Origin of the sequence: Roseobacter sp. HKCCA0434, from assembly GCF_032464675.1 — a bacterium.
GTDB lineage: Bacteria > Pseudomonadota > Alphaproteobacteria > Rhodobacterales > Rhodobacteraceae > Pontivivens.
This window is the reverse complement of sequence record NZ_JAWDKL010000008.1, coordinates 40,576-53,135: the sequence shown is the minus strand read 5'-3', so window position 1 is coordinate 53,135 and position 12,560 is coordinate 40,576. Positions and strand designations below refer to the sequence as shown.

Here is a 12,560-nt window from a genome sequence, read left to right as displayed (position 1 = left end):
TGGCGGGTGCCGGATCACGCGGTGGGGGGCGCCTCCGCGTCCCAAGCGGTCCTGATGCAGTCGCGCCCGGCATCCTTGGCCCGGTAGAGCGCCAGATCGGCCTGGCGCATCAGGCTTTCGACCGTGTCCTCGCCGCGCTGCGCCACGGCGACACCGATCGACATCGAACACCGCACGGTTCGCCCCTGCCCGATGTCGTAGGCCGTTCCGGAGACCGCGACGCGGATACGCTCCGCCACCTCCATCGCGCCCGCCCGGTCCGCACCGGGAAGGGCCACGCAGAATTCCTCGCCCCCCAGCCGCACGACCACGTCGACACCCCGCACGTTTTCCTGCAGCCGCCTGGCGACCTGGTGCAGGACGCGATCCCCGGCCTCGTGCCCGTACCTGTCGTTCAGCGTCTTGAACCGGTCGAGGTCTAGGATCAGCACCGCGAGATCGGTGCCCTCCGCCTCCGCCTGGGCGAGCATGTTCTTGAGGTGGTGATCCGCGTAGCGACGGTTGTAGAGCCCGGTCAGCGGATCGATCGCCGCCATCCGAAGGCCGTCGCGCAGGTTGGAGCGCAACCGGTCGGAATAGAGCTTGCGCCGCAACTGGGTGCGCAGCCGCACGGTCATCTCGGTCGGATCGTGCGGGGCCACCAGATAGTCCCACGCACCCAGATCGAGCCCCTTCGCCGCCTGCCGCATGTTGACGTCCGCCATCGCCATTAGGATCGCCGAATGGCGCGTGGGCTGCCGTCGCGCAATGGTCGAGATGATCCGCAGCCCGTCGGAGCGAAGCCCACCACCGTGCTGCGGTGTCTCGTGGATCAGGAAGGCATCGGGGATATCGTCGGCCACGCGCCGGGCCACCTCCTGCTCGTCAATCGCGATGAGCGTCTGGACGGAGAGGTTGTCGCGGATCAGCGCGCTCCACCGGGTGCCGGTCTCCCGGTCGGGGGGCACGATCAGCACCGAATGGGCCGGGGTAAGATCAATATTGGTCAGCGTGGTCTCGTCCGGCTCCAGCCCCAATTCGCGCGTCGTCTCGGCCCGCAGCTGCAATTCGTCGATGACGAACTTCATCCGCATGAGGTTGCGCACGCGGGCGAACAGCGCGAGCTCGTGGATCGGCTTGACCAGGAAGTCATCGGCCCCGGCCTCGAGCGCGCGGATGCGGTCCGGCCCGTCCTCGACCGAGGTCATCATGATGATCGGCGTCAGGGCCGTCTGCGGATCGGACTTGAGCCGGCGGCACAGGTCGAACGCGTCCACGGTCGGCATCATGATGTCGATCAGCACCACCGAGGGGTGGTCCGTGCGGACGATGTCCACCGCCTCCTCGGCTGTGTCCGCCGTCAGAACGTCGTAATATGCCGATGCGAGCTTGGCGCGAATCATGGCGCGATTCGCGGCGATATCGTCGATCAGCAGAACCCGGCCGGACATCGGCCCTCCAGAATTACATCAAACATGATGAGTCGTGACTTCGTGACGACTCGAACTTACTTCCCGACGGATTACCTAGAGGTAAATAGAGGCAAGCTTGAGGCACTACAGAATTTACAATTATGAGAAGTCTTTCCTCGCCCTTGGGTTGAAATGCAATTTGGCATGAACTGGGCCGTTTCCCTATGATGAAAACCGATGCCGCCAAGGCCCTGGCGCAGGATGTCCTGCTGTGGCTCGCCGCCGACGAGGAGGCGCTGGTCGCCTTCCTCGGTTGGTCCGGCGCCGATCCCGCCGAGTTGCGCGCCAGGTCGGACGATCCCGATTTCCCCGGCTTCCTGCTCGACTTCCTCTTGCAGGACGAACGGGCGCTGGTCGCGTTCTGCGACCGGAACGGCCTCGCCTACGACATGCCGATGCGGGCGCGGGCCGCCCTGCCCGGTGGCGGCGACGTGCACTGGACATGAGCCTGCCGGACCTCACGCGCGAACAGCTCGATACGCTCGCGATCGACCGCGACCGCCCCCTGCTGGTGGTCGACGCGGACGAGGTGCTGGTGCACTTCCTGCGGCACTTCCGCGACTACGTGGACAATCGGGGTTGGCGGCTCGACCTCAGCGACTACCGGCTCGACAAGGCGTTGATCCGCCAGGGCGGGGAGGAGACGGCGAGCCGCGACGAGGGGCTCGCCCTGATCGACGCGTTCTTCGATGCGGAAGTGTCGAGGCAACAGATGATCCCCGGCGCGGCCGAGGCGCTGCGCAGCTTGTCGCGGCTTTCGCAGGTAGTGATCCTGACGAACCTGCCCCATCCGGCGCGGGCGGGACGGGTCGCCAACCTGTCCGGTCATGGCCTCGACTATCCGGTCGTGACCAACAGGGGCGGCAAGGGGCACGCGCTTTCGGAACTGGCCGCCCGCACGGATCGGGCGGTCGCCTTCGTCGACGACAGCGCCGTGCAGATCGAAAGCGTGGCACGGCATGCCCCCGCGGTCCGGCGCGTGCAGCTGATCGGATGCGACTGGGCGGCCCCCGCCCTGCCCCGCGCCCCGTCGGCCGAACTGTTCGCCTCGACCTGGGGCGACGCGGTGCCTTGGCTTACAGAAGCCTTGGACGCTCCGGCGGGGGTCCGCGGTCGGGGGTGACCTCCCACCAGCCATCGGGCGGCGGGCGCATCAGCGTGGCGGCGCCGTGGCCCGCCTCGCCGAGCCACAGGGCGTAATCCTCCGGCAGGATCGCGACCGGCAGGCGCGCGTGGATATGCGACAATGCCTCGGGCGCCGCACAGGTCACGATGGCGCAACTGGCGCGCGCGGCCCCCTCTTCATCGCACCAGACTTGCCAGATGCCCGCGAAGGCATGCAGCCCGCCCTCGGCTGGCGCCAGCCAGTGCACCCGCTTGCCGCGCCCCGGCACCGCCTGCCATTCGTAGAAGCCGGACATCGGGATCAGGCACCGCCGCTGACGGCAGGCTTCCGCGAAAGCCGGTTTCTGCGCGATGGTCTCGGACCGGGCGTTGATGATGAGCGGGCCGTCCTCGGGCCCCGCATACCAGTCGGGAACGAAACCCCAGCGCATCCGCCGGGCGGTCCGCTCCGCGCCGCCCAGCACCGTGGCGACCTCGGTGGTGGGGCGGATGTCGTCGGACGCCTCCAGCACCGCCGCCGCATCGCGATCGATTCCGTAGGCCTGCTGCGCCTCCGTCAGGGTGGGGTGCAGGGCGAACCGACCGCACATCTCAGTCGAGCGGGACGAGATCGGCGCGGAAGCGGCGCATGTTCTCGACGTAATGCGCGGCGGAGGCGGCGAGCATCTGCTCGCCGGCCGCGTCGATCTCGCGGACGATCTTGCCCGGTGCGCCCATGACCAGCGAGTTGTCCGGGATCTCCTTGCCTTCCGTGATCAGAGCGCCCGCTCCGATCAGGCAGTTGCGCCCGATCTTCGCGCCGTTGAGCACGGTCGCCCCCATGCCGATCAGGGAGTTGTCACCGATCGTGCAGCCATGCAGCATCGCCTTGTGCCCGATGGTGCAGCCGCGCCCGATGGTCAGCGGGAACCCCATGTCGGTGTGGAAAACGGCATTCTCCTGGACGTTCGTGTCCTCGCCCACCTCGATCCACTCGTTGTCGCCGCGCAGCACCGCGTTGAACCAGATGCCGACGCCGTCGAGCAGGCGGACCTTGCCGATGACCTGCGCGCCGGGCGCGACCCAGGTGTCGGGGGCGATGTCGGGGCGGGCGTCGCCGAGGGCGTAGACGGGCATCAGGTGATCTCCTTTATCTCGCCCGACATGATGCGCGCGCGCGCGGCGATATCGGGTCGGCGGGCACGGCGCAGGCGCTCGGCGGTCAGGATGGACTCCAACTCGCCATAACAAGTGTCCAGATCGTCGTTGATGAGGATGTAGTCGTATTCCGCCCAGTGGCTCATCTCGCGGCGCGCCTCGCGCATGCGTCGGGCGATGACCTCGGGCGCGTCCTGCGCGCGCTTGCGCAGGCGGACCTCCAGCTCCTCGATCGAGGGCGGCAGGATGAAGATCGAGATCGCGTCGCGTCCCATCGCGGAGTTGCGGATCTGCTGGCCACCCTGCCAGTCCACGTCGAACAGCACGTCGCGCCCTGCGTTGCAGGCCGAGCGGACGGGGCCGATCGGTGAGCCGTAGAGATTGCCGAAGACCTCGGCATGTTCCAGCATTTCGCCCGCCGCAATCATGCGCTCGAACTCGGCGCGGTCGCGGAAATAGTACTCGCGCCCGTCCTCCTCGCCCGGTCGCGGGGGCCGTGTGGTGGCGGAGATCGAGAAGGAGATGCCGTCATCCTGGCTCAGCAGCCTGCGCGACAGGGTGGACTTGCCCGCGCCCGAGGGCGAGGACAGGATCACCAGCATGCCCGTGCGGCCCGGTGCGGTGGCGGTCTGGGTCATGGCGGCCCTCACTCGACGTTCTGTACCTGCTCGCGCATCTGATCGATCGCGACCTTGAGATCAAGGGCGATCGCCGTCAGGGCCGTGTCGCCGGACTTGGAGGCGAGCGTGTTGGCCTCGCGGTTGAACTCCTGCATCAGGAAGTCGAGCTTGCGCCCCACGGGGCCGCCTGTCGCGACAAGCTCGCGCGCCGCGGCGACATGCGCATCGAGCCGGTCGAGTTCCTCCGTAACGTCCGCCTTGACGGCCAGCAACGCCAATTCCTGCTCCAGCCGGGCCGGGTCGGGCGCAGCCTGCATCACGGCTGCGACCCTGGCCGACAGCCCCACCGCCGTGCGTGTGGCGCGCGCCGTGGCGGTCTCGCGGGCTTGGGGCAGCAGCGCTTCGATCCGGTCGAGCGTATCGGTCAGTATCCGATCGAGCGCCGCGCCTTCCCGGCCGCGCGAGGCGACGAGATCGGCGACCAGACCGTCGATCTGCTTCGCGGCCTCGGCCACCCAGGCGGTATCCGGCCCGGACGCCTCGAACTGTCCGCGCAGGGCGAGGATATCCGTGGCGCGGATCGGGGCGAGATCGCGCCCCGCGCGGCGCGCAGCCTCCTCGACTACCGCGATCGCGGCGAGAGTCCGGTCCACCGCCGCGTCATCCGCCCCGGCCGCCTCCTGTCCCCGCGAATAGCGCAGCGAGATCGTGACCGCGCCACGCGCGACGGGGCCCTTTAGCGCCGTGCGCAGCGGCCCGTCGAGCGCATCGGCGGTATCGGGCAGACGCAGGCGCAGGTCGAGGCCGCGCGCGTTGACCGAGCGCGCCTCCCACACCCAGCTCATCGCCCCGTGAGAGCCGTCCCGCCGCGCGAATCCGGTCATCGAGCGCATCGTCTGTCCCCCACCTTCGTTAACCCTCATCGTTGAAAGATCGTCTAAAATGCGGTGAAAATGCTATCCGATGCCGGACGAGGTCACCACCCCGGCGGAAAGGAAGCGTATCGATGAGTGCACATGGGGACAAAAGCATGAGCGTTCGGCGACAGGAAATACTCGACGATCTCGCAATCTACTGGGAAGAGCTGCGCGCGGGCCGTCTCGCGCCACGGCGCAGCGATATCGACCCGGGCCGTTTCGGCCCGGCGCTCGAGCACATGTTCATCGTGGAGACGGTGGCAGGCGGGCCGATGCGCCTGCGGCTCGCGGGCGCGCAGCTTTGCGATGTGCTGGGCATGGAGGCGCGGGGGATGCCCGCGCACACCCTGTTCACCGAGGCAGCGCGTGGGCGGGCCGACGACCTTCTCGCGGAAGTGCTGGAGCATCCCGCTTGCATCGATCTCGCCCTGATCGCGCAGGGCGAGGACGAAGCCCGCATCGAGGGCGGCATGATGCTGCGTCCGCTCGCGGACGATTTCGGTGGGCTGACGCGGATCCTGGGCTGCCTGGTCATGGACGCGGCCCCCTTCTCCGGCCCGTTGCAGATGGAGATCGAGACCATCCGCATCGACACGCTCAGCGAGCGGCGGCGCAGGCACCAGCCCATGCATGGCTTTGCCGAGGCGCAGGCCTCGTTCTCGGGCCCGCACCTGCGCAGCGTGAACGGTGGATCGCCGAGGGGCGCGGACGAGCGCGCGCCGATCAGCCGCGCGCATCTCAGGGTCGTCAGCTCCCGCGACTGAGGGTCAGTCGCGGACCCAATCGCTCTGCGCGATGCCCTGCAGCATCAGCAGCGCCGTCAGGTCGGAGTAATCGAGCACCGCGTCTGCGCCATCGCGCAAGGCCGGTTTCGCCCGATAAGCCACACCCAGACCTGCCGCCGCCACCATCGCGAGGTCGTTTGCGCCATCCCCCACGGCGATGACATCCGCCGCCCCGAAGCCGCCTGCATCGGCCAGTTCCTCAAGGCTGTCGAGCTTCGCCTGACGCCCCAGGATCGGCGTGCCGACCTCGCCGGTCAGCCGGTCATTCTCGAAGATCAGCGTATTCGCCCGGTTGATCGCGAAGCCCGCCGCCGCCGCCACCCTCTCGGTGAAATAGGTGAACCCGCCCGAGACCAGCGCCGTCTGCGCGCCTCGTTCCGCCATCGTCCGCACCAAGATCCGCGCGCCGGGGTTCAGGGCGATCCGCTCGGCATAGCATTGTTCCAGCGCGTCGCGATGCAGGCCCTTTACCAGACCCACACGCTCCCGCAGCGCGGCCTCGAAATCGAGCTCGCCGCGCATGGCGCGCTCGGTGATATCGGCGACGCGCTCCTTCACGCCCGCGAAATCGGCGAGCTCGTCGATGCACTCGACCGGGATCATCGTACTGTCCATGTCCGCGATCAGCATCCGCTTCTCGCGGTTCTGGCTAGGCACGAAGTTCAGGTCCGCCCCCTCGACCGCCACGAAGATCGGCCCGGCGCAGGGGATCTCCACCCCCGTGGGGGCGAGCCTGCGCGGCTCCCCTGCTTCGGGGAGTTGCGCGGCCACATCGGCGGCAACCTGGTCGGCAATCTCGCGGGTCGAGGTCAGGACGGCGTGGAACATTCGAGGTCTCCGATACGGAAAGGCCCGGCCCCGCGCGAGGACCGGGCCTTGGTAGAGCGATGCGCCGCGATCAGACCGCGACGCGGTCCGCGCGCGGTGCATTCTCCAGCTCATGCGCGACGAGGAAGGCAAGCTCCAGCGACTGGCTGGCGTTGAGGCGCGGGTCGCAGGCCGTGTGGTAGCGGTCCGACAGGTCCTCGTCCGTCACGGCGCGCACGCCGCCGGTGCACTCGGTCACGTCCTGGCCGGTCATCTCGAAATGCACGCCGCCCGCATAGGTGCCCTCGGCCTTGTGGATCTCGAAGAACTCCCGCACCTCGGTCAGCACCGCGTCGAAGGGCCGGGTCTTGTAGCCCGAGGCCGACTTGATGGTGTTGCCGTGCATCGGGTCGCAGGACCAGACGACCTTGCGGCCCTCCCGCTCCACCGCGCGGATCAGGGCGGGCAGATGCTCGCCCACCTTGCCCGCGCCGAAGCGCGCGATCAGCGTCAGGCGGCCCGCATCGTTGTTCGGGTTCAGCCGGTCAATCAGGTCGATCAGCTCGTCCGGCTCCAGGCTCGGGCCGCATTTCAGGCCGATCGGGTTAATGACGCCGCGGCAGAACTCGACATGCGCGCCGTCGGGCTGGCGGGTGCGGTCGCCGATCCAGATCATGTGGCCCGATCCCGCGACCACCTGGCCGGAGGTCGAGTCGACGCGCGCCAGCGCCTCCTCGTATTCCAGCAGCAGCGCCTCGTGGCTGGTGTAGAAATCCACCCGGCCCAGCGCGTCCGTGTTGCCGGAGTTGACGCCCGCCGCCTCCATGAAGCTCAGCGCCTCGGAGATACGGTTGGCCATGTCGCGATACTCGGCCGCTTCCTCGCCGCCCGCGAAGCCCAGCGTCCACTCGTGCACGCGGTGCATGTCGGCGAAGCCGCCCTGGCTGAAGGCGCGCAGCAGGTTCAGCGTGCCCGCCGACTGCGTATAGGCCTGCAGCATCCGGTTGGGATCGGGGATCCGCGCCTCGGGCGTGAAGTCGATATCGTTGATGATGTCACCGCGATAGCTCGGCAACTCGACCCCGTTCTTGACCTCGGTGGGGGCGGAGCGGGGCTTGGCGAACTGGCCCGCCATGCGGCTGACCTTCACCACCGGCAGCTTCGCGCCGAAGGTCAGGACCATCGCCATCTGCAACAGCACCCGGTAGGTATCGCGGATCTGGTCTGCGGTGAACTGGCCGAACGCCTCGGCGCAATCGCCGCCCTGCAGTAGGAACGCCTCGCCGTTCGCGACCTTGGCGAGCTTCGCACGCAGCGCGCGCGCCTCGCCCGCGAAGACCAGCGGCGGATAGGTGGCGAGCTTTCCCTCCACCTCGGCCAGCGCCTCGGCGTTCACGTAATCGGGCATCTGGATGCGCGGCTTCGCGCGCCATCCGGCTTTGGTCCAGGTCGCAGACATCTCGCGTCTCACTCGTTTGCCAATCGGTCGGGGCCGTGTCCTAGCACGCCCGCGCGCGTGCTGACCAGACGGCAGCGCGGGCCGCGCATGATTTTTGCGCGGGACGTCTCGAATAGGCCACGAATGGTCGCGCTTTGCAGCTTGACGGACCTTCGGAATTGCGACGACGCTTGGATAGGAACCCAGCCGCAGCGAGGTGGAATGGATCGGGGTCAGGACAAACCGCAGGAATTCGTCTTCCTGCTCATGAACAACTACTCGCTCCTGTCCTTCGCCTGCGCGATCGAGCCGCTGCGCCTCGCCAACTGGGCAGCGGGGCAGGAGCTCTATAGCTGGTCGCTGATCGCCGAGGGGGGCGAGACGGTCCACTGCTCGAACGGTCAGGAGACGCTTGTGAACGGCGGCCTCGACGAGGTGGGACGCGATCAGACGCTGCTGGTCTGCGCCGGTACGGATGTGAAGGGGGCCACGACGAAGGGCATCCTGCAATACCTGCGGCGCGAGGCCCGCCGCGGCGTCGTGATCGGGGGCCTGTGCACCGCCACCTGGCCGATGGCCAAGGCCGGCCTGCTCGACGGAAAGCGCTGCACGATCCACTGGGACAACCGCGACAGCTTCGTCGAGGAGTTTCCCGAGGCCGACCTGAGCCAGGCGCTCTACACGATGGACGGCAATCGTCTGTCCTGCGCGGGGGGCTCGGCCTCCGCCGACCTGATGCTGCGGCTGATCTCCGACCGGCACGGTCAGGAACTCGCGAACCGCGTCGCCGACCAGATGATCTACACCACCATCCGAAACGACCGCGAGGAACAGCGCCTCTCGGTGCCGACCCGGATCGGTGTGCGGCACCCCAAGCTCGCCTCGGTCATCCACGCGATGGAGGAGAATATCGAGGAGCCGGTCAGCCCTGCCCGCCTGGCCGAAGACGTGGGCATGAGCACCCGCCAGCTGGAGCGGTTGTTTCGGCGGTATCTCAATCGTTCGCCGAAACGGTACTACATGGAATTGCGTTTGCAAAAGGCGAAAAACCTTTTGATGCAGACGGATATGACCGTCATCAACGTGGCGCTGGCCTGTGGGTTCACGTCGCCGTCGCATTTCTCCAAGTGCTACCGCGCACATTTCTCGACCACGCCTTACCGGGAGCGGGGGACGCAGGGGGCCACGGGTTGAAGCGGGTCGAAGACCTCGCGGCGCTCGAGGCGCTCTACCCGGAGGTCAACCCGCGGGCGGTGTCGAAGGTCGCGACGCGGATCACGCCCTGCTACGCGCGGTGGATCGATGCGTCCCGCTTCGCGATGATGGCGACGGTCGGCCCCGAGGGGACCGATTGCAGCCCGCGCGGGCACGACGGGCCCGTGGTGCGGATCGCGGATGCGCAGACCTTGCTGATGCCGGACTGGCGCGGAAACAACCGACTGGATTCGCTCAGAAATATCGTGGAGGGCGGGCGGATCAGCCTGACCTTCATGGTGCCGGGCAGCGAGAACGTGGTGCGGGTCAACGGCACGGCGATCCTGACCGATGACGCGGGGCTGCGGGAGGGGTTCGCGCGCAAGGGGCTGCGGCCCGCGACGGTGATCGTGATCACGGTGGGAGAGGTCTATTTCCAGTGCGCCAAGGCCATCATGCGCTCGCGCCTCTGGACCTCCGACCCGGTCGAGGTGCCGAGCGCGGGCGACTTCCTGCGGGAGGCGGATGCGGACTTCGACGGCGCGGAATACGACGCCGGATACGCGGATTATGCCCGCTCGCGGATGTGGTGAGGTCGCGCCCGATTCCCGTTTTGCAAGGCCATTTTCGCAGAATGCAGCGGTCTGCGATGCGTATGCACCCCGTATGGCATGCGTATGGCGACTGAATGGCTCGGGTATTGCGGTGATTGGGCGCGAAATCACTTGATTGAGAATGCGCGGTGATCGTCCGCTTTGCGGGACTTAGCTGCCATTCGTTGCGCTTGCTCCAATGTCAGCTATCGGAGTGAACTTGACCATTGAGCGTCGCAGTTTGGCGCTAATTCGCGGATTTCAGGCTACATCCGTATTGCTCCAGACAGCGGATGATCTTCGATATCCTGATAGCGATCTACGAGTGTGGAAAATAGATCATGCATCTGGCGAACGTGTTGATCAGGGTCGGATGACCCGACCAAGATTTTGGTGACGCGTGTCCCTTGCGAGGTTTCTGTGTGCTTGCTCCAGAAATAACGCACGGACGGGCCGAAACGTACGCCGTTGGCCAGCTCCATATACCCAGCGCCGCCATGCAGATCTTTCAAGCCCAGCTTCGCGCGCAGCCTCGTATTGCCATACTTGTGCATTTCAGGTTGTACAAAAGCGGTAAGTTCTTCCACTTTCATATCGGGAAAATCAGTGCTGTAAGCCGTTTTTTCGTCGGCAACTTCAGACCACTGGCTCATTTCCGAATGATTGACTGAGATTACATCATCTTCGAAACACACGTGAACTTCGGCGGACGTCTTTGCACTTGCGTAACGAAGCAGTCCTTTTTCGTTCTTCTGAAAGTCGCCCGCAAGGTAGTAAAGATATTCCCCCATGGGTTCGATCTCCCAAAGTAGGCCGTAATATGTCGCGGTTGTGGGGCGTGAGGACGAGACGTCAATCCACACTGGTAGGTTTGAAGTTTCGCCGATTTTCGGGATATCGACAGTAGGGTGGGCCTGAAGGTTCTCTATATGATCTCCGTCAGGCCTTACAGGCTTTGCTTTCGCCTTTTTTCTTCGGAACTTATGCCACCAGCTCATAGAGTCTCCTGCCAACCCTGATGTAAAAACCATCCCCAATTATATGGAACGGTGCCGTTCTTATGATAAGACGGTCTAGGGTTACGGTCTTGATGGCAAGGGGCAGGTGGACCTTCATGAATAGCGCAGCATCGGTCACCTTGGGCTCGAAGCGGACCTTCAGCCGACACACTATCAATGACACGCAAGTGATATGCCAAGCGCGGTACAGTAGCCCGCGCTGAAACAAGCAATGGTCCGAAAAACTGGTCGGAGCGGCGAGATTCGAACTCACGACCCCCTGTACCCAAAACAGGTGCGCTACCAGACTGCGCCACGCTCCGACCTTCCCGGCGGGATACCCTGCCCCCGCCGCTTTGGAAAGGGTCAATCGCAGGGCCAGGCAGCCTCGGACCCGAAGGCGGGGTGGCGGATCTCGGCGCCCTCGGTCAGGCCGAGCATAGTGGTCAGCTCGCCATTGACCTCCAGCACCGCGAAGATGTCGTCGGTCGCGGACAGGATCGGCGTCTCGTCGAGCGGTACGGCGCCGACATGGATGTCGCGCACCACGCCTGCGGTATCGATGAACAGCATGTCGAGCGGGATCAGCGTGTTGCGCATCCAGAAGCTGCGCTGCCGTGGTTCGTCCTCGTAGACGAAGAGCATGCCTTCGAGCTGCCCCATCTCCTCGACGAACATCAGGCCGCGCGCGCGTTCGGCGGCATCGTCGGCGATCTCGACGTCGAAGCTGGCGTGCAGCCCGTCCTGCCGGATGTCGAGCCGGTCCTCCCGGCACTGGCCGAGCGCCGGTCCGGCGAGGATCATCGCCGCCAGAAGGGCCTTACGAAACGACACTGTCCCAGTCGCGCACATACATCACCATCCGTCCCCGCGGGCCGTCGCCGATATGGGCGGCGACCGCCTCGTTGCTTTGCAGGTCACTTAGGCCGCAGCGGCGCAACGTCTCCATGTGGACGAACACGTCCTCGTCATCGCCGTAGACGTTGAGGAAGCCGAAGCCCTTGACCCGGTCGAACCATTTGACGCGGGCGGGCTGGTATTCAACCTCCGCCGCCGTGGGGATCGGCTCGATCTCGATGCCGCCGAGGCCCGCCGCCGGATCCTCCGCCGAGAGGACGGCGCAGGCCTGGCGGCCCTTCTCCGTCTGCTCGACCTCGACGGTGATGGCGAGCCCCTCGACGAGATCGCGCAGGCCCGCGGCCTTGAGCACGCTGGCGTGGATCATCACGTCCCCCGCGCCATCTTCCGCCACCAGAAAGCCGAATCCGCGCGTGGTGTCGTACCACTTGACCTGTCCCGTAATCATACGCTTCCGTCTTTTTCTTGTCCGTCCTGCCCCTGGCTGTCGCCGTGGCGGGCGGATGCCCCTCCGAAAGTGCGGCGCGCGTGGTGCGGCGCGCCGACTGTGGCCGGGACTGACGCAAACGTGGTGGAAATGCGACGGTCCGGTTGTGAAAAAGGATAGATATCGCCGTGAAGCCGTGTCAAGCAACCC

At 66.3% G+C, this 12,560-nt stretch carries 15 protein-coding genes and 1 tRNA gene; 5 read left to right on the top strand and 11 right to left on the bottom strand.

Annotated features, from left to right (window positions below; translation table 11 throughout):
- Positions 1-14: 14 nt before the first annotated feature.
- Positions 15-1,430 (bottom strand): diguanylate cyclase, encoded by a 1,416-nt coding sequence (locus RX333_RS06980; RefSeq protein ID WP_316014207.1) that lies wholly within the window; start codon positions 1,428-1,430, stop codon positions 15-17.
- A 188-nt stretch (positions 1,431-1,618) separates the two neighbouring features.
- Between RX333_RS06980 and RX333_RS06975 the strand changes: the two genes are divergently transcribed.
- Together RX333_RS06975 and RX333_RS06970 are read left to right on the top strand one after the other, a co-directional pair.
- Complete coding sequence (locus RX333_RS06975) at positions 1,619-1,897, top strand: DUF3572 domain-containing protein (RefSeq protein ID WP_316014206.1); 279 nt, start codon at positions 1,619-1,621, stop codon at positions 1,895-1,897.
- Positions 1,894-2,574, top strand: coding sequence for a hypothetical protein (locus RX333_RS06970; protein WP_316014205.1), 681 nt, complete (start codon positions 1,894-1,896; stop codon positions 2,572-2,574). Before RX333_RS06975 ends, RX333_RS06970 begins: the two co-directional genes overlap by 4 nt.
- Here RX333_RS06970 and RX333_RS06965 read toward each other — a convergent pair.
- From RX333_RS06965 to RX333_RS06950, 4 genes are read right to left on the bottom strand one after another with little or no spacing between them, the layout of a single operon-like run.
- Positions 2,528-3,166 (bottom strand): SOS response-associated peptidase, encoded by a 639-nt coding sequence (locus tag RX333_RS06965; RefSeq protein ID WP_316014204.1) that lies wholly within the window; start codon positions 3,164-3,166, stop codon positions 2,528-2,530. The genes RX333_RS06970 and RX333_RS06965 overlap by 47 nt on opposite strands.
- Position 3,167: 1 nt before the next feature.
- A complete protein-coding gene (locus RX333_RS06960) occupies positions 3,168-3,692 on the bottom strand; it encodes a gamma carbonic anhydrase family protein (RefSeq protein ID WP_316014203.1) in 525 nt (174 codons plus the stop codon).
- Complete coding sequence (gmk, locus tag RX333_RS06955) at positions 3,692-4,351, bottom strand: guanylate kinase (protein WP_316014202.1); 660 nt, start codon at positions 4,349-4,351, stop codon at positions 3,692-3,694. Before gmk ends, RX333_RS06960 begins: the two co-directional genes overlap by 1 nt.
- A gap of 8 nt (positions 4,352-4,359) precedes the next feature.
- Positions 4,360-5,217 (bottom strand): YicC/YloC family endoribonuclease, encoded by an 858-nt coding sequence (locus RX333_RS06950; protein WP_316014201.1) that lies wholly within the window; start codon positions 5,215-5,217, stop codon positions 4,360-4,362.
- Between the two features lie 146 nt (positions 5,218-5,363).
- On the opposite strand from RX333_RS06950, the gene RX333_RS06945 reads away from it, so the two are divergent.
- Positions 5,364-6,014: a PAS domain-containing protein gene (locus RX333_RS06945; protein WP_316014200.1), complete on the top strand. Its 651-nt coding sequence runs from the start codon at positions 5,364-5,366 to the stop codon at positions 6,012-6,014.
- Positions 6,015-6,017: 3 nt separating this feature from the next.
- Here RX333_RS06945 and serB read toward each other — a convergent pair whose 3' ends face one another.
- Both serB and RX333_RS06935 read right to left on the bottom strand, forming a co-directional pair.
- Complete coding sequence (serB, locus tag RX333_RS06940) at positions 6,018-6,863, bottom strand: phosphoserine phosphatase SerB (protein WP_316014199.1); 846 nt, start codon at positions 6,861-6,863, stop codon at positions 6,018-6,020.
- Positions 6,864-6,933: 70 nt separating this feature from the next.
- A complete protein-coding gene (locus RX333_RS06935; RefSeq protein WP_316014198.1) occupies positions 6,934-8,301 on the bottom strand; it encodes a class II 3-deoxy-7-phosphoheptulonate synthase in 1,368 nt (455 codons plus the stop codon).
- A 201-nt stretch (positions 8,302-8,502) separates the two neighbouring features.
- On the opposite strand from RX333_RS06935, the gene RX333_RS06930 reads away from it, so the two are divergent.
- Together RX333_RS06930 and RX333_RS06925 are read left to right on the top strand one after the other, a co-directional pair.
- Complete coding sequence (locus tag RX333_RS06930; protein WP_316014197.1) at positions 8,503-9,474, top strand: GlxA family transcriptional regulator; 972 nt, start codon at positions 8,503-8,505, stop codon at positions 9,472-9,474.
- Positions 9,471-10,067 (top strand): pyridoxamine 5'-phosphate oxidase family protein, encoded by a 597-nt coding sequence (locus RX333_RS06925; RefSeq protein WP_316014196.1) that lies wholly within the window; start codon positions 9,471-9,473, stop codon positions 10,065-10,067. The genes RX333_RS06930 and RX333_RS06925 overlap by 4 nt, the downstream gene beginning before the upstream one ends.
- A 266-nt stretch (positions 10,068-10,333) precedes the next feature.
- On the opposite strand, the gene RX333_RS06920 is transcribed toward RX333_RS06925, so the two are convergent.
- From RX333_RS06920 to RX333_RS06905, 4 genes are all read right to left on the bottom strand, one after another.
- Complete coding sequence (locus RX333_RS06920; protein ID WP_316014195.1) at positions 10,334-11,065, bottom strand: hypothetical protein; 732 nt, start codon at positions 11,063-11,065, stop codon at positions 10,334-10,336.
- Positions 11,066-11,311: 246 nt separating this feature from the next.
- Positions 11,312-11,388: transfer RNA gene (locus RX333_RS06915), tRNA-Pro, on the bottom strand.
- Between the two features lie 43 nt (positions 11,389-11,431).
- Complete coding sequence (locus RX333_RS06910) at positions 11,432-11,899, bottom strand: DUF192 domain-containing protein (RefSeq protein ID WP_316014194.1); 468 nt, start codon at positions 11,897-11,899, stop codon at positions 11,432-11,434.
- Positions 11,886-12,371 carry a cold shock domain-containing protein gene (locus tag RX333_RS06905; protein ID WP_316014193.1) on the bottom strand — a complete coding sequence of 162 codons (486 nt, stop codon included), beginning with the start codon at positions 12,369-12,371 and terminating at the stop codon, positions 11,886-11,888. Before RX333_RS06905 ends, RX333_RS06910 begins: the two co-directional genes overlap by 14 nt.
- Between the last annotated feature and the right edge of the window lie 189 nt (positions 12,372-12,560).